This window comes from Arthrobacter sp. P2b (genome assembly GCF_900168295.1).
GTDB lineage: Bacteria > Actinomycetota > Actinomycetes > Actinomycetales > Micrococcaceae > Arthrobacter.
In genome coordinates this window covers 18,333-39,829 of sequence record NZ_FVZL01000009.1, presented here as the reverse complement: position 1 = coordinate 39,829, position 21,497 = coordinate 18,333, and the positions used below count along the sequence as shown (strand labels likewise).

Below are 21,497 nucleotides of genomic sequence, written 5' to 3'. Positions count from 1 at the left end.
GATGGATGACAGCGGCCGGCGGCGCGCCCCCCGGCACCGGCTGCCGGGTACGACCCCCGGGCCAGCCGGGAGACACTGGCCCCGCCTCATCGCGTTGGCTGTGATTCCGGCCCTGGTGATCCTCGCCGTCAGGGCGTGGCTCCTGGAACCGTTCACTGTCTCGTCGGACAGCATGGAGCCGACCATCCCCATGGGGTCGGTGGTGCTCCTGTATAAGCCGGGTGCGGGCTTGATCCGTAACGGGGTGGTGGTGGCTTTCACCAGTCCCGTCGACGGGCGCACGGCCATCAAGCGGGTCATTGGCCTTGAAGGGCAGACTGTGGCTATCCGCGACTCGGAACTGTATGTGGACGACGTCGCCGTCCCGGAGCCCTTTATCGACCACAGCCGCATCGACGCCACCTACTTCGGCCCCGAAACAGTCCCGGCAGGAAGCGTTTTTGTGCTGGGGGACAACCGGGGAGTATCGATCGATTCCAGGGATTTCGGCGCCGTGCCTTTGTCCGCGGTCCGGGGCACCCTGCTGACCGGCCAGAAGTAGGAACCGGGGGAGTCCGTGCTACCCGGCGGCCGGATCCGAGGAGCGCCGGACCAGGAGGACGGGGTCCAGCTTGCGGGTCACCGCCGGGCCGGCCGTACCGCCGATCCGCTCCAGCATGACCTGCGCCGCCAGCTGCCCCAGCTCCCGGGCATGCTGGTCGATGGACGTCAGCCCGATCAGTGGTGAGGCCGCCACTTCGATGTTGTCGCAGCCCACCACGGCAACGTCATGGGGGACCGAGAGACCGTGGGAGGCCAAGGCTTCCATGATGCCGATGGCCGTCAGGTCGTTGTGCGCAAAGATGGCCGTGGGCACCTCGGCGCCCGAGGCCAGGAACTTTTCCATCACGGCCCGGCCGCCGCGCTCGGTCATGTCGCTGTGCACCAGCATCGGCTCCAGGCCAAGCTTCTCCATGGCATGCAGGTAACCTTCCCTGCGGGCCGTGTACGGAAGCCAGTCCGAGATGTCCACGTGCGCAATCCGCCGGTGCCCCAGTCCGTGGAGGTGCTCCACCGCAAGCGCTCCGGACCGGAAGTCGTCGCACAGGACGGAATCCACGCCGTCGATCTCCAACTCCCGGGTGATCACCACCGCCGGCGTCCCGCGCAGTGCGGCGGCCAGCTCCTCGGCTGAACCGGTGTAGCCGGCCAGGATGACGCCGTCCACCCGCAGGTCCACAAACGAGCGGACCGCCTCCAGCTCCGTCCCCGGGTCGGCGGAGCCGACGGCGACCATCACCTGGTTGCCGCTGCCGGCGGTCCCTTCGGTGATGCCGTCATAGATGTCCGCGAAGACGGAGTTGTGCAGGTCCAGGAACAGGACGCCCAGCGTCCTGGTGCGGTGGCTGGCAAGGCGGCTGGCCAGCCTGTTGGGGGAGTAGCCCAGCGCGGCGGCGCTCTCGAGCACCGCCGTGCGCCTGGCAGGCGACACCTTGGGGGAATTGCGCATCACCAGTGACACCAGCGCACGGCTTACCCCGGCCTCGCGGGCCACGTCCTCCATGGTCACTGACCGCTGGGCGGGGGAAGTCTGCTTCACAGGACTCCACTATGCCATTTGCGGAAAGGGCGGCTACGCGCCGAAGGGCAGCCTCGGGTCGATGTCCTGGCCGTCCCAGCCCTGGCGTACCCAGCCGTGGTGCGGGTCGTCGCTGATCAGCCACTCGCGGACCGGGCCGGGGCCTGCCATGACGTTGAGGTAGTACAGGTCGTAACCGGGAGCTGCCATCGCGGGGCCGTGCCAGCCGTAGGGGACCAGGACCACGTCGCCCGTGCGGACTTCGGCTGAAACGTCGATGGGGCGCTCGTCAGAGGCGTAGACGCGCTGGTAGCCGATGGCGTCAGCGTCGGCGGGCGCGGCGGAACCGGCTGCCACCTGGGTCTCGAAGTAGTAAATCTCCTCGAGATGCGTCTCGCCGTCCTTCTCCTCGTCGTGCTTGTGCGGGGGATACGAGGACCAGTTCCCGGCGGGGGTGAGGACCTCGCAGACGATGAACCGGTCGGCCTCCAGCGCTGCGGGAGTGCCGAAGTTGTGGACCTGGCGGGAGCAGTTGCCGGCCCCGCGCAGCTCCACCGGCGTTTCCGCTGCGGTGATGAGGCGGGTGGGGTAGGACGCGTTGGCTGGCGCCGTGGCGACGGCAACACGTCCGCCGTCGGACGAGCTGATGGTGACCGTCCGGCCGGTGCCCGAGTACAGGACGTCGCTGGGACCGGAGAAAACGGTGGAGCGGCCGTGCAGCTCATAGGGGTCCCCGTCCACCGTTACGGTGAAGGATCCGTTGAGCGGCACCACGATGCGTTCCTCATCGGAGGCGGAAAGTACGACGTCGGCCCCTGCGGCCAGGGTGGCCACCTTCAGTCCCGTGTGTGCCCACCCCTCCACGATGAGGGAAGAGTCGGAGGTTCCGATCGAGACGTCCCACTTGCCGTCAGTGGCGGTGCCCAGCGGGTAGACCCAGTTGGTCATGGAGTGTGCTCCTTGCGGTTAGCGCTGTACGAGTGTCATTTCAAAGCTGTAGGAATCGGCGCGGTAGACGTGGTGGCCCGTCTCCACGCGCCGGCCGGTGTCATCGACGGCGGTGCGCTCCATGGTGACCAGGGCTGAGCCCTCGGCGGCTTCCAGCATGGACGCCTGGTATTCGTTGGCGGTCATGGCGCCGATCCGCTGGGTGGCCAGCCGGAAGTTGACGCCGCCGCGGCGGAGGATCGAGTAGAGGCCTTCGGCGGCGAGCATGGCTTCGTCCATGTCCGCGATGTCGTCACGCACCCAGTTCTCCATCAGTGCCAGCGGCTTGCCGCCCACCTTCCGCAGCCGGGTGAAGTGGTAGACCTTCGATCCCGCCGGGAGCTGGAGTGTGGCGAGGGTGGCCTCGTCCGCCTCCAGGTGGGCGAAGCTCAGGACGTCCGTGGTGGGCTTCTTGCCGTTGTTGGTGAGGTCGTCATACAGGCTGGACAGCTCCAGCGGACGGCGCACCTGGCTGGAGACCACTTGGGTGCCCACCCCGCGTTTGCGCACCAGCAGGCCGGACCGGACCAGTTCGTCCATGGCCTTGCGCATGGTGGGACGGGACAGGTTCAGCTGGGCCGCGAGGTCGATCTCGTTGTCCAGACGGCTGCCCGGCTCCAGGACCCCGCTGTAGATCGCGGCTTCGATGCCCTGCACCACCTGGTGGTAAAGGGGCACGGGGGATGAACGGTCGATGCTGAGACCCAGGTTGTTCGCCACGTTTTCGTTCCTGTTCTTGGTTGCGGCTCCAGCCCGCCGGATGAGGTGTAAGCGGCCGCTTTGCCACCATATGTTCTCTTGATAGGACATACTTGCGCCTTCGATCGTAGCAGGCAGTGCTGCCGGGTCAAGGCTGATGCTTTCACTAAGCCATGAATCGGCCGGAAATTTATTTGTGCTGACATTAGGACTTTTCCTTGACGCGAATGATTAGAGCGCTCTAAAGTCAGTGTCACGCATCACATCTCAGGCCGGTTCGTCCCGGTCCCCAAGAGAATCTGAGAGGCAACAATGCAGTTGCAGAAACAAGCCCTGAACGCCCCCGGCAGCCAACGCCGCGGGTACCTGGCCCGTTTGACCGTGATCTCCACACTCGGCGGCCTGCTCTTTGGCTACGACACCGGCGTCATCTCCGGTGCCCTGCTGTACATGAACGACTCCCTGAACATGACCGCCGTCGAGGAAGCCACCGTCGTCAGCGCGCTGCTCTTTCCCGGCGCGGCAGTGGGCGCCCTGACCGGCGGCCGCATGGCGGACAAGCTGGGCCGCCGCGGATCCCTGCTGGTCTGCGCGCTGCTGTTCCTTTTCGGGGCCATCGGCTGCGCCATCGCCCCGAACGTTCCGTTCATGATCGCGGCCCGCATCCTGCTGGGCCTTGGTGTGGGAGCTGCGGCCGTCACCTGCCCGCTGTACCTCGCGGAAATGGCGCCGGCCCACCTGCGTGGCCGCATGGTCACCATCAACGAGCTCATGATCGTGACCGGCCAGATGCTGGCCTTTGCCATCAATGCCCTGCTCGACGCCCTCATCCACGACACCGAGGTCTGGCGCACCATGCTGGGCATCGCGTCGCTGCCCGCGCTCGCGCTGCTCGCCGGCATGCTGCTGTTGCCCGAGTCCCCGCGCTGGTACGCCATCCGCGGCCGGCTGGAAGACAGCCGCCGTGTCCTGAACCTTAGCCGCAGCCCGCAGGAAGCAGCCGCCGAATTCGAGGAGATCGCCGAGGCTGCCCGGACGGCAAAGGAGGAGCGCGGCCACGCCTGGCGTGACCTCCGCAACAACCCCTGGATGCGCCGGCTTCTGTGGATCGGCATCGGCCTTGCAACCGTGCAGCAGGCCACCGGCATCAACACGGTGAACTACTACGCCCCCACCATTCTGGAAAAGAGCGGGCTGGGAGTGAGCGCATCGCTGGTTGCCACCATCGGCGTCGGTGTCACCTCCGTGCTGATGACCATCCTGGGCATCTGGCTGCTGGGCTTCATTGGCCGCCGCAAGATGCTGGTCATCGGTTTCTCCGGCGTGGTGGGCTCGCAGGCGCTGCTGGCAATCGTCTTCCTGCTGCCCCAGTCCGACCTTGCCAGCTACACCATCCTCGCCGCCATGATGCTGTTCGTCGCCTTCGTCCAGTGCTTCATCGGCACCTGCGTCTGGCTGCTCCTCTCCGAGATGTTCCCGCTGGCCATCCGCGGCTTCGCCATGGGAATCGCGGTGTTCGCCCTTTGGACCGTCAACGCCGCCATCTCGTTCCTGTTCCCGATCGTCGTCGAGGCACTGGGGTCCACCGGCACGTTCGGCCTGTTCGTCCTGGTCAACGTCGCGTCGCTCGCCTTCGTCATCAAGTTCGTTCCCGAAACCAAGGGCCACTCACTCGAGGACCTGGAAGCGCACTTCCGCGAAGGCGCCGTTCCGGCAAAGCTGCCTGCCTGATCACCTACCCCTGGGAGCAACGCGGGGTCAGACCCAGCCCAATCCGGAGCTTCCGGAGGGCCGGATCTGACCCCGCGTTGCTTTTGCCGGTGGCCTACGCTGGGTGGATGAGCAGCAGAAGGCGGCAACAGCCATGAACCTTTCGGGAAACCTTGGCCCCAGTCCGCGCAGCCTGGAAGTGGAAGACCTGGAAAGCTTCGACCGCATGCTGGCGGCCGGTGCCGTGCACCTGCAGGGCTGGCACGCGCAGTCCCTGGACCTCCGCGGCCGGGCTTCCGCCCTGGCCGGCCTCGATGTGGAGGGCGCCATTTTCCTTGGCTGCACCTTTGACGAGGGAATGGAGGATGCCCTCCGCAACCGCGGAGCGCTCATCTTTCCACGGCTCACGGGAGTCCCCTTCAACCCGTACCGCTCCACGCTCTACTCGCCCGGCGAACTCTATGACGGGCTCGCCGACGCCCCCTACGAGGAGCTGCCAGACGCGCGGATCTATCAATGGAGCATCCAGCCGGGCCAGCGGCACCGGGTGGACGCCACCCTCGCCTCAGCCCTGCACGACCATGCCATCGGCGACGCGCTGGACGAGCTGACCCATTCCCACCCCTGGTCAGGGCAGCCCATGGTGGGAGTGATGGGCGGGCACGCCGCCCAGCGTGGCAGCGCGGACTACGCGCAGGCGGCCATGCTTGGCAGGCTGCTGGCAAGAAACGGCTATTCCGTTGCCACCGGCGGCGGGCCCGGCGCCATGGAGGCCGCGAACGTGGGTGCCTACCTGAGCCAGGCGGACGACGACGGCCTGCAGGCTGCGTTGGACATGCTCGCGGCCGTTCCCGGCTTCCGTCCCTCGGTGTCGGCGTGGGCGCGGGCGGCGGCGGCCGTCGTCGAACGCTTTCCCGGCGGGACGCCGTCGCTGGGAATCCCCACCTGGTTCTACGGCCATGAGCCGCCCAACTGCTTTGCCACCCACATCGCCAAATACTTCGCGAACGCCATCCGTGAAGCCATCCTGCTGGAGCTCTGCCAGGGAGGGATCGTGTTCCTGCCCGGAGCCGCCGGAACTGTCCAGGAAATTTTCCAGGACGCCTGCGAAAACTACTACGGAGCCCCGGAAAAGGTCACACCCATGGTCCTGGTGGGCAGGCACCACTGGGAGCACCAATACCCCGCGTGGCCCATGCTCCGCAGCCTGGCGGCGGACCGGCCCATGGCGGACCGGATCTTCCTGGTGGACAGCGTGGAAGAAGCGGTGACCGTCCTGCTCCGGTAGTCAGCGGTCCTTCAGGCCAAAGGTCTGTAGGGCTAAAGGTCTATTCGGCTAAAGGTCTTTCCGGCACTGGGCCTTGCTCAGCTCGAACAACCCGTTGAGGTCGCCCGCGGACAGACCCTCGGGGGTGCCGATCTCCGGGTACATCAGCTGGGTAGGGTCTTCCACATGGTCCAGGCCCACCACATGGCTCAGCTCGTGAAGGATCACCGCGGTGGCGTAGAGATGTCCATCCGGGTTCAGCAGCTCGTTGGCGATCTGCGGCGCGTCCAGGTCCAGGCCGCCGGTCACGAACGTCTTGGGCCCGTCGTCGTAACTGAAATGGGTGCTGCCGCCGGTGCCGATCACTTTCCCCTCCAGCTGCGGTGCCACCTCGGGCGTGGTCCACGCAATGAGCAGCGGTGCCCAGCGCTCGCCGTACGCGTCCGGCTGGTAGGGCTGCCGTTGCGGCGAGGGCTGTTCACGGGTGGTGCCGTCATCAATGAACCTGATGCCTGTTGCTGCCGAAATGGTGGCAATGGCCCCCGGAACCAGGTGCTCCGCACCGGCCGGGGCGAGGTCGGCGTTCACCACGTAGTGGAGGGGCCGGCAGGGCGAATATCCCACCGGACTGCCGTCACCGTTGACCGCAAGGAACCGGTACGAGTCGCTGCCCGCGGCAGGCGGGGAAGGGGCGCCGAGGGGAGCGTCTTCCTCCTCGAAGCCCGGGGGAGGGGTGTCCAGGCTGGCCTCTGCCGCAGGCCGGGTGCCGGCTTCACCGGACGGCGCAGCATTGTCCTGTGCCACACTGTCCTGTTTTGTACGGTCCGGGCCGCCACCCGGCTGCCGTTGCTGCCCGTTGCCCGGGCCAATTCGAAAGTCCAGGAGCTGCTTTACCCTGGGATCGTCCAGCACCAGCGCACCGCCCAACACTCCGGCCACGCAGAGGGCGCTGACCAGGACCACCCTGAATCGTGGGCCTGCGCCTTCCCGCCGGGTTCGGTAGCCTGCGTGGCGCGGGGGCCGGTCTTCATCCACTAACCCACCACGGTGCCGAAGACCAGCCCCAGCAGGTAGGTCACCGCGGCGGCTCCCAGCCCGATGGCGAGCTGGCGCAGGCCGCGGGTCAGGGGCGAGGTGCCGGACAGCAGGCCCACGATGCCGCCGGTGGCAAGCAGGGCAATGCCCACCAGGACGCCGGCCACCACCAGGGCAGCCACACCGGTCATGCCAAAGAGGAACGGCAGGATGGGCACGATGGCGCCGGAGGCGAAGAAGCAGAAGCTGGACAGCGCCGCACCCCATGCCGTGCCGACAGCTTCATGCTGGTCTTCGTCCTCCGGCAGCTCCGGCTGCAGGGACAGGCTGGGATCACAGTCGCAGGACAACAGGCCCATGCGCTCTGCCACCCGGTGCTCGGCCGCCTCATGGGACATGCCCCTGGCCAGGTAGACGAGAAGGAGTTCGTTGTGCTCGATGTCCAGCTTCGGGGCCGCGGCCAGGGTGATCTGCGTGGGGCGGGTGGCCGCCAGGAGCTCCCGCTGGGACCGGACGGAAATGAATTCACCGGCGCCCATGGACATGGCACCCGCCAACAGTCCCGCGATGCCGCTGAGCAGGACCACGGTGCTGGCCACGCCGGACGCGGCCATGCCCATCACCAGGGACAGGTTGCTGACCAGGCCGTCGTTGGCGCCGAAGACGGCGGCGCGGAACGTTCCGGCCAGGCGGTTGCGGCCGCGTGTTGCCAAACCGCGGACTACTTCCTCATGGATCTGTTCGTCGGCGGCCATCGCAGCTGTGGCGTTGGGGTCCTTGGCATAGGGGGAGCGGCCTTCTGCCCGTTGCGCAAGCGCCAGTACGAACACCGAGCCGAAGTGCCGTGCAAGGAAGCCAAGGAACCGGCTGCGGAACGAGGCCTGCCGTGCCTTGCCCGCCTGTTCTCCCAGCAGGGCCAGCCAGTGCGCTTCGTGCCGGCCCTCGGCTTCCGCCAGGGCGAGGAGGATGTCGCGTTCCTCGCCCTGCCGGTTCTGCGCCAGGTCGCGGTAGACGGCGGCTTCGGCACGCTCGTCGGCAAGGTACTGGCGCCACCGCTTGATGTCCGCCGCGGACGGTGCGGCAGGCTGGGGCTGGTTCGGCTGGGCCGAATTTGATGTGCCCGAATTCGATGGGGCATGGTCGGGCTGGGCGTGCTGTGACACGGAAACTCCTGGGCTGGATAGGGCATGTAGCGGCCCCATTGCAGTGCCCAGCTTACTGCGAAATTCCGGGGTTTTTTGGCTGGCAAACCTCGCTGGGAGGTTTCGGTCTGCCTCAATCCGGTGGCCCCGCAGCCCGGCCGGCAGGGCTCCGCATCTGCTATTGACCCGCCTGCCGCGCGGTGTTGTGATGAAAGTGTGGCGCAGCCGGCGCCCTCACTGAAAGAGCACGTCAGGCGAACAAACGGAGGTTGAATCATGAGCACCACCGGACAGCACCCGGACATGCCGCACCTGGACGCCGTCGAAGCGGATCCCGCCTACGACTACGCCGAGGATGCACCGGTAAATGAGGACGACTGGGACACCGAGGATGAATTCCTGGACGAGGAGGAACCGGTGGTACAGCCCGCCCCGATAGTCATCGACGCCGAGGACCGCCCGGTCCCGCTGGACCCGGACGAGGTCCGCGACACCGAAACAGAGTAGGCATAGGACAGACGACGACGGCGCCTCCTTCCGCGGTTCAGCGAAAGGAGGCGCCGTCGTCGTGCGTTGGCCGTGGTGCATGGGCCGTCGTGGCGCTGGAAGCGGCCGTCAGGGAGCGGTGACTGCTTCTGCCGGGGTTTCCTCGGTGTCCTGGCCGGCGACGCGGCGCTGCCAGTTCCGCATGACCTGGGGGTCGGTGGGCGGGGTGATGAGGGAGACGGCAATGTAGACCACGGCCGAGGCGAGGAGGCCGTAGTAGATGGGCTCGTTGGCGTAGATGCCGTCCAGCGGCGCCTTGGCGTTGATTTCCAGGACGATCATGGTGCCCAGGGTGACCACGGAGCCCACCGCCATGGAGGCGGCGGCGGCGATTCCGGTGCCTCGCTTCCACACGAGGCCGCCCAGGATTGCCACCAGGAGGCCGCCCACCAGGATGTCGTAGGCGATGGTCAGGGCGGCCACAACGTCCTTGGTGATGATGGCGATGACGATGGCGATGATGCCCAGGGTGAGGACCCAGATGCGGTTGGCCTTGACGTCGTGCTCGGGGTTGTCCGTGTCCTCGGTGCTGATGTTCTTGCCGAACCAGCTGGCCACGAACGGCAGGACGTCCGCGCGGGCTACGGTGGCGGCGGCGATGAGGGCGCCGGAGGCAGTGGACATCATGGCCGCGACGGCGGCGGCCAGGACCAGTCCGCCGATGCCGATGGGCAGCAGGTTCTGGGCAACTTCGGCGTAGACATCATCCTTGGCGGTGATCTCGATGTTGGACAGCGCCACGCTCGCGGCCATGCCGATCAGGGCGCCGGCAACACCGTAGAGGATGCAGTAGATGCCGGCCGTGGCTCCGCCCCAGCGGGCTACTCCGGGCGTCTTGGCCGTGAAGACGCGCTGCCAGATGTCCTGGCCGATCAGCAGGCCCAGGGTGTAGACGACGAAGTAGGTGATGATCGTCTGGAGGCCGATGCCGTCGATCTGGAAGAAGCTCTCGTCAACGCGGCTGCGGATGCCGTCGATGCCACCGGCGGCGTTGAGGGTGAAGGGGAGCATCAGGAAGAAGATGCCGACGGTCTTGATGACGAACTGCACCTGGTCTGCCAGGGTGATGGACCACATGCCGCCCACCGTGGAGTACACCAGCACGATGGCGCCGCCAATCGCGATGGCCAGGGCGCGGTCAAGGCCGAACAGCACCACGAAGATGGTGGCGTAGGCGCCCGTGGAAGTGGCGCACAGCATCAGCGTGTAGGCGAGCATCACGATGCCGGAGGCCTCAGTTGCCCGGCTGCCGTAGCGCAGGGTCAGCATCTGGGAGACCGTGTAGATCTTCAGTTTCTGGATGGTCCCGGCGAAAAGCAGGCTCAGGAGCAGGACGCCGGCGCCGATGGCCACCACCAGCCACATTCCGGAGATGCCGAACTTGTAACCCAGGCCCACGCCACCGACGGTTGAAGCCCCGCCAAGGACGACGGCGGCCATGGTGCCGGTGTAGAGGAAGGGGCCGAGCCGCCGGCCGGCGACCAGGAAGTCGCTGTTGTTCTTGGTGCGGGACTTGCCCCACCAGCCGAAGGCCAGCATTGCGAGAAGGTACACCACCACGATGGCGATGTTGATGACTTGTGCGTCCATGTTGGGCTCCTTGGAGCTGTTTGGCAGCCGGGGGTTGCATCCGGAGCGGGGGGACGGCCGGATGCCGCTGCGAAAATTGGGGTGAGAGGGGGCTCTCGATAATTGCCCTATAGGCAACATGTGTTTTCCAAAGGTTAGGCTGTGACGGCAGTAACAGTCAAGGGGGAATTAGGTAGCCCGGACCGCGCGCCATGGAGGCGTCACAGAAGAGGCTGGCCATTAGTATTGCTCCAGAGTGGGGCCGGACTGCCGGCCATGAAAGGTTCGTAGATGAAGGCACTGCCAGTTGAGCCGAGCAACGTTCCGGTTGCCATTGGTTCCCGGATCCGGGCCGCCCGGCAGTCCCAGCGGCTCACCATTGAGCAGGTTGCCGATGCCACCGGGCTTACCAAGGGCTTCCTGAGCCGGGTGGAGCGCGACCTGACGTCCCCGTCAGTGGCCTCGCTGGTGACGCTGTGCCAGGTCCTGTCCATCTCGATCGGCGACCTGTTTGCAGCCCCGGAAACGCACTTGACCAAGCGCAACGACGGGCCGCGGATCTCCCTAGGTGGCCAGGGCATTGTGGAGCGACTGCTCACGGCCCGGTCAGAACGGCGCATCCAGATCATCCAGGCCTGCATCGAACCGCACGGCCGCGGCGAATCCGAACTCTACGCTGTCGACTGCGACGTGGACGTGCTTCACGTGATCAAAGGCAGCATCCGCCTTATCCTCACCAACGAGCAGTACGACCTTGACGCGGGCGACACCGTCACCTTCCCCGGCCGGGAGCCGCACACCTGGGTCAACCCCACAGACAAGCCTGTCGAGGTGCTCTGGGTTCTGGTTCCGGCCGCCAGCCGGTAGCGCCCCCCGCGTTGCCGTACGTTCCTGCCCGGTTTGTGGCCGGCACACCCGCGTTCCTTCCCCCGAGTTCCCCGGAATGTGGGGCCTCCCAACATGGCGGGCAGCGTCAAAGCGGGAAGGAACGCACCGGTCCCGGCGTCCAGCACGGCCCTGATTTCCGTCATGACTTGCTCCGGGTGGAACCAGATGTGTTCGGGCATATAGCGGAGGACGGCGTAGCCGGTGACCGTGGAGGTGTTGTTGCGTTGCCGGTCCCTGAGCAGGAAGCCGGCAAGCAGGAAATCCACGCGCCCAATTCCGGGCAGGACCACGTGGGCCTCATATCCGATGCCGTTGGTTCTGAACAGATGGTGGGCATCCACCTCCACGATGGACTCCGCCCGGAGGTCGAGGTCCCGCAGTGCCCGCAGGACCGGGCGGGAGCGGTCCCCGCGCAGTTGGGCTTTGAGCAGCTCAAGGGGAACGCCGTGCAGCCGGATAGCCGATGTCGCCAAAGCCGTTGTGCTGAATCGCGGCAGCAAGGATTTCGTCGCAGCCCTGCACCGCGTACACCCCGCGCCTTGGCTGGGCGGCTCCGCGCTCCGCCAGGCGCCTGATGTCCCGCCGCGAGTAGCCCGCGTCAAAAAGATGTGCGGCCCGGGCGACGCCCCCGTTGCTCTTGAGGTACTCAAAGATGTCCATTCATCAATTGCAGGTTGCCCTGATTGGGCTGCGGAATGGGACAGCGGCGGTATGTGGACAGCGCTTTTGCGCGAGGGCTGCTCATTCCTTCCCGGTTCGTTTCGGACGTCAGCGGCAGGAGCGTGCGGGATTCCTGTGTTTTCCGCGAAAGCCAGGGCTGAGGGTGGAGAAGCCGGGCAGGAACCGGGCAGGAATGGACCGAACCCAAGAAGGTAAACACTTGGTGCTCATTAGAAAACCAGGGTGTATGATGGCAGTCACATAGTCACTCAACTCCTCGAAGGAGAGGCCTCCATTGGAAGAGCTGCGCATCGAAGCCAACGGCAACCTTGGCCCCATCGATTCATCCCGTATTCCCCGTTATGCGGGTGCTGCCACTTACGCCCGCCTCCCGCGGCTGGACCAGGTGGCCAAGGCCGACATCACGGTGGTGGGCGTTCCCTTTGACTCCGGCGTCTCCTACCGCCCCGGCGCCCGCTTCGGCGCCAACCACGTCCGTGAAGCCAGCCGCCTGCTGCGCCCCTACAACCCGGCCTGGGACGTCAGCCCGTTCGAAAACGCCCAGGTGGCAGACGCCGGGGACATGGCGGTCAACCCCTTCAACATCAACGAGGCAATTGAAACCGTCCAGCAGAACGCCCTCGACCTCACGGCCGGCGGCAGCAAGCTGGTAACCCTTGGCGGCGACCACACCATCGCCCTGCCCCTGCTCCGTGCCGCCGCCGAGCGTGCAGGCGCGCCGGTTGCCATGCTGCACTTCGACGCCCACCTGGACACCTGGGACACCTACTTCGGCGCCGAATACACCCACGGCACGCCGTTCCGCCGAGCCGTAGAGGAAGGCATCCTCGATACCGAGGCGATCAGCCACATCGGCACCCGCGGCCCGCTCTACGGCAAAAAGGACCTCGACGACGACCATCGCTTCGGGTTCGGCATCGTCACCTCCGCCGACGTCTACTACCAGGGCGTCCTGGAGACCGTGGCCAAGGTCCGCGACCGGATCGGCAACCGCCCGCTGTATATCTCCGTGGACATCGACGTGCTGGATCCCGCGCACGCGCCCGGCACCGGCACGCCCGAAGCCGGCGGCATCACCAGCCGCGAACTCCTGGAAATCATCCGCGGCTTCCGTGGCATGAACCTGGTGGGCGCAGACATCGTCGAGGTCGCCCCGGCCTACGACCATGCGGAGATTACGGGTGTGGCCGCCAGCCACGTCGCCTACGAACTGGTGACCCTCATGGCGGACAACGCTGTGCCGGGCGACCGTTTCGGGGCTGCCAGTGGATACGCTGCGCAGGCCCTTGGCCAGGAGGTCCGGCGGCCTGCCGGTTTTGCGGCAGCCGGCAAGGAGTAAGGCAATGATCGACTTCGATCCGGGAACGGCCGCCCCCACAAAAGCGACCGGCGCCCGTAACGGCGGGGACCTCGTCGTCGAAACGCTGGAAGCCCTGGGCGCGAAGACCGTCTTTGGCATCCCCGGCCAGCATGCGTTGGGCCTCTTTGATGCGATGGGCCGGGGCAACCTGCAGTTCGTGTCCTCGCGGGTGGAGAACAACAGTGCCTTCGCAGCGGACGGGTACTCCCGCGCCACCGGCGAAGTGGGGGTCCTGTTCCTGTCCACCGGCCCGGGGGCTTTGACCTCCCTGGCAGGCCTGCAGGAGGCCTACGCCACGGGTGTTCCGATGGTGGTGGTGGCCAGCCAGATTCCGCTGGAAGGCCTGGGCGCCCGGCGCAAGGGCATGCTGCACCAGCTCGATGACCAGAAGGCGTCGGCGGCGAATGTCACCAAGAGCCAACGGCTGATCCAGCACGCCTCAGGCATCCCGTCAGCCATCCAGGATGCCTGGACTGAGGCCATTTCCTCGCCCCAGGGTCCGGTGTGGATCGAGATTCCGCAAAACGTGCTGCTGGATCCCATCATGGTTCCGCCCGTGGAGGACGCCTTGGCCGAAGCAGCGGACAACCCGCCCCGGGTGGAACTGGTGCGCGAGGCCGTGAAGTGGCTGGCAGCTGCCGAACGGCCCGCGATCATCGCCGGCGGCGGCACGCGGCGGGGGAGGGCGGAGAAGTCCCTGCTGTCCATTGCGGAGAAGCTGCGCGCCCCGGTGATCTGCACCCCCGGCGGCAACGGCGCGTTCCCCTGGAACCATGAGTTATCGCTGCAGTCCTGGATCGAGGACCGCCACATGACCGATCTGCTCGAGGATGCCGATGTCCTGGTGGTCATCGGCTCGTCCCTGGGCGAGGTCACCTCCAACTACTTCACCTTTGAGCCCCGGGGCAAAATCATCCAGATCGACGCCGAACCGCGGGTCCTGGAGTCCAACCGCCCTGGCCTGGGGATCCGCGCCGACGCCGGCCAGGCCCTGGCAGCTTTGGACGAGGCCCTGGAGGTTGACCCTTCAGGAGCCAGGGCCAACTGGCACGGCACCGCTCCCGAGGAGCTGGTCAAGGAATCGGTGGCGAAGGTCAGGGCACGCCTGGAGTCCCAGGACCTCGGCAAGGAACTGAAGTTCATGGCCGACATCCGCGAGGCCGTCCCGGCGGACATGCAGACGTTCTGGGACATGACCATTGCCGCCTACTGGGGCTGGTCCTGCTGGGACGCCCGGCAAGGCCAGTTCCACTCGGCCCAGGGCGCAGGCGGGCTGGGCTACGGCTTCCCCGCGGCCATCGGCGGCGCCGTCGGCCTGGAAACTGTGGGCAAGCCCGGCCGGGTGCTCGCAGTATCCGGTGACGGCTCCTCGATGTACTCCATCTCGGAACTGGCCACCGCCAAGCAACACAACGTGCCGGTCACCTGGCTGATCGTGGACGACGGCGGCTACGGGATCCTGCGCGAATACATGGTGGGCGCCTTCGGCAAGGCCACCGCGACCGAACTCGCCAGGCCCGATTTCGTGAAGCTCGCAGAAGCCTTCGGCGTCCCTGCCACCCGGGTATCGCCCGAGGGCGTGGGGGACGCGCTGAAGGCGGGATTCGCCGCTGACGGGCCCAACGTCGTCGTGGTTGAAACGCTCCTGAAGATGTTCGCCCCCACGCATCTGGAAGCCTGACCAAACCAAACACACGAAAGGGCCCCGCCTCCAGCAAGGAGGCGGGGTCCTTTCGTATACCCGGCCCTTCAAGCGTGCCCGCGGGGAATAGTTTCCTAAAGCAACCAATGTGGGATATAGTTGCTTCAGGCAAACAACTGAGGAGTCCCTGGAGCCATGGCAGTAGCCACTGATACGGCAGCCGATCTCGTGTACCAGATCTTCGACCTCCAGCGCGCGGTGCGGTGCATCGCCACAGCCAGCGTGCGGGGCAAGGACACCGGGGTGGCGCTCCAGGGCGTCCTGCGGTTCGTGGGGGAGGGGGAGTCCCGGGCCACCAAACTTGCGGAGCGGCTGGGCGTCAGCGCTCCGGTCCTCAGCCGCCACATCGCGGACCTGGAGGAGCAGGGTTTCGTGGTCCGGAGGCAGGATCCCGACGACGGCCGGGCGCAGCTGGTGGCCCTCACGCCGTCGGGCGCGGAGAAGCTCCGGCACATCGAGGAGCAGCGTACAGCCGTCCTGCAGGACTACCTGCGCGACTGGAGCGAGGAAGACGCCGGAGCCACGGCGAAAACCCTGCACAAGCTCACCGAATCACTCAAGACATCAGCCCGGGCAACGGCGGCCGGAACCACCAAAACCACCGTTTAGGAGCATTCTTATGGCAAGCCAGACCGCCGCGCCGAACACCTCAACCCAGGCCGGGCCAACAAACCCCGCGGCCCCGCCGGAGATGTCCCACCGGCAGATCATGGAGGCCCTCACCGGTCTCCTGGCCGCATTCTTCACCGCCATCCTCAGCAGCACCATCGTGGCGAACGCGCTGCCCACCATCATGTCCGACCTGCACGGCACCCAGACCGACTTCGCCTGGGTCATCACCGCTGCGCTGCTGGCCAACGCCGCCACCACACCCATCTGGGGCAAGCTCGCCGACCTCTTTAACAAGAAGGTCCTGGTCCAGCTCAGCATCATCATCTTTGTGGCCGGGTCCGTCATGGCCGGCCTCTCCGAAACCATCCCGCTGCTGCTGGTGGCCCGCGTCATCCAGGGCGTGGCGATGGGCGGCCTCACGGCCCTGGCCCAGGCGATCATCGGTACCATGATCCCGCCGCGGAACCGCGGCAAATACTCCGGGTACATGGGCGCGGTCATGGCCGTGGGAACCGCCGGCGGCCCGCTGCTGGGCGGCTTCATCGTGGACAGCCCGCTCGGCTGGCGCTGGACGTTCTTCGTCTGCGTGCCGCTCGCCGTCGTCGCACTGGTCCTGCTGCAGGTCACGCTCAAGATCACCCATGTGCGGCGCCCGGCCAAGATCGACTGGCTCGGTTCCATCCTGCTGACCTCCGGCGTCAGCCTGCTCCTGATCTGGGTCTCCTTCGCCGGCAACCCCGCCTACTACGACTGGATCTCCTGGCAGTCCGCCCTGATGGTGGGCGGCGGCGTCCTCCTGCTGGCCCTGCTGGTGCTGGTGGAATCCAAGGTGGAACAGCCCATCATCCCGCTCAAGATCATCTCGGAGCGGACCACCGCGCTGGCCATCCTCGCCTCAGTAGCGGTGGGCGTCGCGATGTTCGGTTCCTCCACCTTCCTGGGCCAGTACTTCCAGGTTGCCCGCGGGGCCACGCCAACGGAGGCCGGCCTGCTCACGCTTCCCATGATCGCCGGCAACCTGGCCGGCTCGGTGGCCTCGGGACTCCTGATCACCCGAACCGGCAAGTGGAAGGGCTACCTGATTGCCGGTTCCATCCTGCTGATCGGCGGACTTGGGCTCGCCGGAACCATGGACCACACCACCGAACTCTGGCACACCGGCATCTTCACCGCCGTCCTGGGCCTTGGCCTGGGCATGCTGATGCAGAACCTTGTCCTGGCGGTCCAGAACACGGTCCGCGCCTCCGACATCGGCACGGCCAGCGCCTCGGTTGCATTCTTCCGGTCAGTAGGCGGCGCCATCGGCGTTTCCGTCCTCGGCGCCGTCCTGGCCAACCGCGTGAGCGGCCTTGCCACGCAGGGGCTGGCCGCCGCCGGGATTCCCGTCCCGGGCGGCAGCGCAGGCAGCAGCATGGACCTGGCCCACATGCCCGAACCCGTGCGCGAGATCATGCGGGCCGCGTACGGCGACGCCACGGCCGAAGTATTCCTGATTTCCGCGGTGGTGGCGGTGGTGGCACTGGTGTCCGTGCTGTCCATCAAGGAAAAGCCGTTGCGCCGCACGGTTGACATCCAGCCCGCGCCGGCAGCAGAAAGTTCGACGCCGGAGCTTGCCTCCGCAGGAAAGTGACCCGCCGGGGTACGCCCCTCGGATGATCTTTCCGCAGGCTGTTTGACGGGCGAAGGGAGTTTCGTAGAGTGGGAAGGCTAGGGATGTCAGCCCCGGCTGCTACTACTTAACCTTCCTGCTCCACTCACTCATCCCTAAGGATCCGCGGGCATGCTCCTCACCCTCATCAAGAGGTTTTCCAGGCCGTACATGCCGTATCTGGTGGCCGTCATCGTGTTCCAGCTGGCGTCCACCATTGCCGCGCTGTATCTCCCCAGCCTGAACGCACAGATCATTGACGAAGGGGTTTCCCGCGGCGACACCGACTTCATCTGGCGGACCGGGGCTGTGATGCTGCTCGTGGCGTTCGTCCAGGTGGGAACGGCCATTGCCGGCGTCTACTTCGGTTCAAAAACGGCCATGGCGCTCGGCCGTGACCTGCGGCGCGCGGTGTTCCGCAAGGTCACCAGCTTCTCCGCCAAGGACGTCAACGCCTTTGGTGCTCCAACCCTGATCACCCGCGGCACCAACGACGTCCAGCAGGTCCAGATGCTGATGCTGATGGCCCTGAACTTCATGGTGGCCACGCCCATCATGTGCATCGGCGGCATCATCATGGCGCTGCGGGAGGACCTGAACCTCTCGTGGCTGGTGTGGGTTTCGGTCCCCCTTCTGACCGTTGTGGTGGGCTACCTGGTGGTCCGGCTGATGCCCCTGTTCCGGTCCATGCAGAAAAAGATCGACCGCATCAACGCGGTGCTGCGCGAGCAGATTATCGGCATCAGGGTGGTCCGGGCCTTTGTCCGTGAACCGTACGAAACGGAGCGGTTTGGGGAAGCCAACGGGGAACTCACCGATGTGTCGCTGAAGATTGGCGCCCTGTTCGTACTGATGTTCCCGGCCATCAGCATGATCCTGCACCTGTCCACGGCAGCGGTGCTGTGGTTCGGCGGGCAGCGGGTGGATTCCGGCGAGATGCAGGTGGGCGCGCTGACGGCCTTCCTGCAATATCTGCTTCAGATCCTGGTGGCGGTCATGATGGGCACCTTTATGGCCATGATGATCCCGCGGGCTTCGGTCTGTGCCGACCGCATCGGCGAGGTGCTCGACGTCGAGCCCTCCATCCACGATCCCGAGGAGCCCCAGGCTCCGGCGTCCCTCACGGGCGTGGTCGAGTACCGCAACGTCACCTTCGCCTACCCCGGCGCCGAGTCACCGGTATTGAGCAACATCAGCTTCACCGCCAAGCCCGGCCAGACCATTGCCATTATCGGCTCCACCGGTGCGGGCAAGACGTCGCTGCTGTCCCTGCTGCCCCGGCTGTACGACGCCGCCGAGGGCGAAGTGCTGCTGGACGGCGTGCCTGTGGGCCTGCTGGACCGCGCCGAGATCACCAAACGCGTGGCCCTGGTACCGCAGCGGCCCTACCTCTTCTCCGGCACCATCGAGCACAACCTCCGCTTCGGGAAGACCGAGGCAACGGACCAGGAACTTTGGGACGCGCTCCGGGTCGCCCAGGGTGAGTCGTTTGTCCGGGAGAAGAAGAACGGCCTGGACGCCAGGATCGCGCAGGGCGGAACCAACGTCTCCGGCGGCCAGCGCCAGCGCCTCTGCATCGCCCGCGCGCTGGTGACCAAGCCCAGGGTCTACCTGTTCGACGACTCCTTCTCCGCACTGGACGTCGCCACCGACGCCCGGCTGCGGGCAGCGCTCAAGGGCACCACTGCGGACGCCACCGTCATCATCGTGGCCCAGCGGGTTTCCACCATCACCGAAGCGGACCAGATCCTGGTGCTGGACAACGGCCGGATCGTGGACCGCGGAACGCACGAGGAACTCCTGGAAACCTCACCCACCTACCAGGAAATTGTTGAATCCCAGCTGAGCGTGGAGGAAATGGCATGAGCCCCCGCAAAAAGGACTCCACACCCATCGCAGAAACTGCCCCCGGATCCACGGACCAGGCCGAGGCGGGGTTGGCCGGCGAGGACGAATTCCTCGAAGAGGAATACAAGCCCTCCGAAGCGGACGGGGACATGTTCGGGGGGATGCCCGCCAAAAAGGCCGAGCACTTCTGGCCCTCCGCGAAGCGGCTAATGGGGCTGCTGAAGCCCGAGGCCCTGGGCATCTACGTGGTGGTGGCCATGGTGGTGGTCGCCGTGGTGCTCAACGTCATTGCCCCGAAGATCCTTGGCCAGGCCATGGACGTCATCTTCGCCGGAGTAGTGGGCAAACAGCTCCCGGCCGGCGTCAGCAAGGACCAGTTTGTCGACGGGCTGCGCCAGCAGGGGCAGGACAACTTCGCGGACATGGTTTCGCGGATGGAACTGGTAGCCGGCACGGGCATCGATTTCCAGAAGCTGTCCTTCCTGATCGCCATCGTCCTGTTGATGTACTTCGTGGCCAACATTTTCCTGTGGCTGCAGGGCTACGTCCTGAACCGGATTGTCATGAAGGTGATCCGCCGGCTCCGCGACGACACCGAAAAGAAACTGAACCGCCTGCCCCTGAACTACTTCGACACCCGGCAGCGCGGCGACGTCCTCTCGCGGGTGACCAACGACGTCGACAACATCCAACAGGCACTCCAGCAGGCCTTCGCCCAGCTGATCAACTCCCTCCTGACCGTGGTGGGCATCGTGGTCATGATGTTCATCGTTTCCTGGCAGCTGGCCCTCATCGCACTGGTCGCGCTGCCCTTGTCCGGTGTGGCGGCGGGCATGATCGGCGTGCGGAGCCAGAAGCTCTTCGCAGCCCAGTGGAAGAACACCGGCGCGCTCAACGGCCAGATCGAGGAATCCTTCTCGGGCCACGACCTGGTCAGGGTCTTCGGCCGCGACGCCGACATGCTGGAACGGTTCGAGGAACGCAACGAGGCCCTCTACAAGGCAAGCTTCGGCGCGCAGTTCGTCTCCGGCATCATCTTCCCGGTGATGCAGTTCGTCTCCTACCTCAGCTATGTGGGCATCGCCGTGGTGGGCGGCCTCCGGGTCGCGTCGGGATCCATGTCGCTGGGCGATGCCACAGCGTTCATCCAGTACTCGCGTGAGTTCACCCAGCCGCTGGGCCAGATGGCGGGCATGGCCAACATGCTCCAGTCCGGCGTTGCCTCCGCTGAACGGGTGTTTGAGTTCCTGGATGCCGATGAACAGGACCCCGAGACCGCCACCGAGCACCTGCCTCCTAAGACCGACGGGCACGTGGACTTCAAGGATGTCACCTTCAGCTACACCGAGGACCGGAAACTCATCGAAAACCTGTCCTTCACCGCAGAACCCGGAAACACCGTGGCCATCGTGGGGCCCACCGGCGCCGGAAAGACCACCTTGGTGAACCTGGTGATGCGCTTCTACGAGCTCAACTCCGGCTCCATCACCCTGGACGGGGTAGACATCACCCACCTCAGCCGGTCCGAGCTTCGCTCCAAGGTGGGCACGGTGCTCCAGGACGCCTGGCTGTTTGGCGGATCCATCTACGACAACATCCGCTACGGCAACCTGGACGCTACCGAGGAACAGGTCATGGCCGCGGCCAAGGCCACCTTCGTGGACCGCTTCGTCCGGGCCCTGCCAGAGGGCTACAACACCATCATTGACGAAGAGGGCAACAACGTCAGCGCCGGCGAAAAACAGCTCATCACCATCGCCCGCGCCTTTGTGGCAAACCCGTCACTGCTGATCCTCGACGAAGCCACCAGCTCCGTTGACACCCGCACCGAACTCCTGGTCCAAAAGGCCATGGCAGCGCTCCGCACGGACCGGACCAGCTTCGTGATCGCGCACCGGCTTTCCACCATCCGCGATGCTGACACCATCCTGGTCATGGAGGACGGCCGGATCGTCGAGCAGGGCAACCACAAGGTTCTCCTCGCCGCCCGCGGCGCCTACTACCGGCTCTACATGTCCCAGTTCGCCGGAGCCGACGCCGGGGACGTGCCGGTGGATGATGCGACGGCGGTGCACAGCTGAGCGCCCAGGTAGACAATGTGCAGCAGCTGGACAATGTACAGCCCTTGGACAATGTGCGGCACTGAGACAACGTGGAGAACTGAAACAACGTGGACCAAGCAGACACAATGGAGCAAGTGGACACAGTGGAGCAGGTAGACACAGTGGAGCAGGACAGGCACGCG

The 21,497-nt window shown here is 66.0% G+C and carries 18 protein-coding genes; 11 read left to right on the top strand and 7 right to left on the bottom strand.

All coding sequences use genetic code 11. From position 1 onward, the window contains the following. Position 1: 1 nt before the first annotated feature. Positions 2-541, top strand: a complete 540-nt coding sequence (gene lepB, locus B5520_RS14555; RefSeq protein ID WP_079597797.1) for a signal peptidase I — start codon at positions 2-4, stop codon at positions 539-541. Between the two features lie 18 nt (positions 542-559). On the opposite strand, the gene B5520_RS14550 is transcribed toward lepB, so the two are convergent. Genes B5520_RS14550 through B5520_RS14540 form a run of 3 tightly spaced genes read right to left on the bottom strand, consistent with a single transcriptional unit; the run spans position 560 to position 3,265 of the window. Next, positions 560-1,579 (bottom strand): LacI family DNA-binding transcriptional regulator, encoded by a 1,020-nt coding sequence (locus B5520_RS14550; RefSeq protein WP_079597796.1) that lies wholly within the window; start codon positions 1,577-1,579, stop codon positions 560-562. 33 nt (positions 1,580-1,612) lie between these two features. Next, positions 1,613-2,506 carry a 5-deoxy-glucuronate isomerase gene (iolB, locus tag B5520_RS14545; protein WP_079597795.1) on the bottom strand — a complete coding sequence of 298 codons (894 nt, stop codon included), beginning with the start codon at positions 2,504-2,506 and terminating at the stop codon, positions 1,613-1,615. 18 nt (positions 2,507-2,524) lie between these two features. Further along, entirely contained in the window at positions 2,525-3,265 is a 741-nt protein-coding gene (locus B5520_RS14540) for a GntR family transcriptional regulator (RefSeq protein WP_079597794.1), read from the bottom strand. 291 nt (positions 3,266-3,556) lie between these two features. Here B5520_RS14540 and B5520_RS14535 point away from each other — a divergent pair, with 291 nt between their 5' ends. Further along, positions 3,557-4,975: a sugar porter family MFS transporter gene (locus tag B5520_RS14535; RefSeq protein WP_079597793.1), complete on the top strand. Its 1,419-nt coding sequence runs from the start codon at positions 3,557-3,559 to the stop codon at positions 4,973-4,975. Between the two features lie 133 nt (positions 4,976-5,108). Continuing rightward, positions 5,109-6,242 carry an LOG family protein gene (locus B5520_RS14530; RefSeq protein WP_079597792.1) on the top strand — a complete coding sequence of 378 codons (1,134 nt, stop codon included), beginning with the start codon at positions 5,109-5,111 and terminating at the stop codon, positions 6,240-6,242. A 48-nt stretch (positions 6,243-6,290) separates the two neighbouring features. On the opposite strand, the gene B5520_RS14525 is transcribed toward B5520_RS14530, so the two are convergent. Both B5520_RS14525 and B5520_RS14520 read right to left on the bottom strand, forming a co-directional pair. After that, a complete protein-coding gene (locus tag B5520_RS14525) occupies positions 6,291-7,256 on the bottom strand; it encodes a matrixin family metalloprotease (protein WP_079597791.1) in 966 nt (321 codons plus the stop codon). Beyond that, on the bottom strand, positions 7,256-8,419 hold the full coding sequence (locus B5520_RS14520; RefSeq protein ID WP_079597790.1) for a VIT1/CCC1 transporter family protein: 1,164 nt from the start codon (positions 8,417-8,419) through the stop codon (positions 7,256-7,258). Before B5520_RS14520 ends, B5520_RS14525 begins: the two co-directional genes overlap by 1 nt. A 255-nt stretch (positions 8,420-8,674) precedes the next feature. Here B5520_RS14520 and B5520_RS14515 point away from each other — a divergent pair, with 255 nt between their 5' ends. Then, positions 8,675-8,905, top strand: coding sequence for a hypothetical protein (locus tag B5520_RS14515; RefSeq protein WP_079597789.1), 231 nt, complete (start codon positions 8,675-8,677; stop codon positions 8,903-8,905). Positions 8,906-9,013: 108 nt separating this feature from the next. Here the strand turns inward: B5520_RS14515 and B5520_RS14510 are convergent, their stop codons facing one another. Next, a complete protein-coding gene (locus tag B5520_RS14510) occupies positions 9,014-10,534 on the bottom strand; it encodes a sodium:solute symporter (RefSeq protein ID WP_079597788.1) in 1,521 nt (506 codons plus the stop codon). Between the two features lie 270 nt (positions 10,535-10,804). On the opposite strand from B5520_RS14510, the gene B5520_RS14505 reads away from it, so the two are divergent. Next, the gene (locus B5520_RS14505; protein ID WP_079597787.1) at positions 10,805-11,380 is read left to right on the top strand and encodes a helix-turn-helix domain-containing protein; all 576 of its coding nucleotides are present in this window, start codon (positions 10,805-10,807) and stop codon (positions 11,378-11,380) included. 453 nt (positions 11,381-11,833) lie between these two features. On the opposite strand, the gene B5520_RS22775 is transcribed toward B5520_RS14505, so the two are convergent. Next, positions 11,834-12,061, bottom strand: coding sequence for a type IV toxin-antitoxin system AbiEi family antitoxin domain-containing protein (locus B5520_RS22775; protein ID WP_176156877.1), 228 nt, complete (start codon positions 12,059-12,061; stop codon positions 11,834-11,836). A gap of 295 nt (positions 12,062-12,356) precedes the next feature. On the opposite strand from B5520_RS22775, the gene speB reads away from it, so the two are divergent. The 6 genes from speB to B5520_RS14470 all read left to right on the top strand — a co-directional run bounded on the left by speB (position 12,357) and on the right by B5520_RS14470 (position 21,333). Further along, a complete protein-coding gene (gene speB / locus B5520_RS14495) occupies positions 12,357-13,421 on the top strand; it encodes an agmatinase (RefSeq protein WP_079597786.1) in 1,065 nt (354 codons plus the stop codon). 4 nt (positions 13,422-13,425) lie between these two features. Continuing rightward, positions 13,426-15,123 carry a thiamine pyrophosphate-binding protein gene (locus B5520_RS14490; RefSeq protein WP_079597785.1) on the top strand — a complete coding sequence of 566 codons (1,698 nt, stop codon included), beginning with the start codon at positions 13,426-13,428 and terminating at the stop codon, positions 15,121-15,123. Positions 15,124-15,279: 156 nt separating this feature from the next. Next, positions 15,280-15,753 (top strand): MarR family winged helix-turn-helix transcriptional regulator, encoded by a 474-nt coding sequence (locus B5520_RS14485; protein WP_079597784.1) that lies wholly within the window; start codon positions 15,280-15,282, stop codon positions 15,751-15,753. An 82-nt stretch (positions 15,754-15,835) separates the two neighbouring features. Then, positions 15,836-17,386, top strand: a complete 1,551-nt coding sequence (locus tag B5520_RS14480; RefSeq protein ID WP_104443516.1) for an MFS transporter — start codon at positions 15,836-15,838, stop codon at positions 17,384-17,386. Between the two features lie 150 nt (positions 17,387-17,536). Continuing rightward, entirely contained in the window at positions 17,537-19,270 is a 1,734-nt protein-coding gene (locus B5520_RS14475) for an ABC transporter ATP-binding protein (protein ID WP_079597782.1), read from the top strand. Next, positions 19,267-21,333: an ABC transporter ATP-binding protein gene (locus tag B5520_RS14470; RefSeq protein WP_079597781.1), complete on the top strand. Its 2,067-nt coding sequence runs from the start codon at positions 19,267-19,269 to the stop codon at positions 21,331-21,333. The genes B5520_RS14475 and B5520_RS14470 overlap by 4 nt, the downstream gene beginning before the upstream one ends. Positions 21,334-21,497 lie beyond the last annotated feature (164 nt).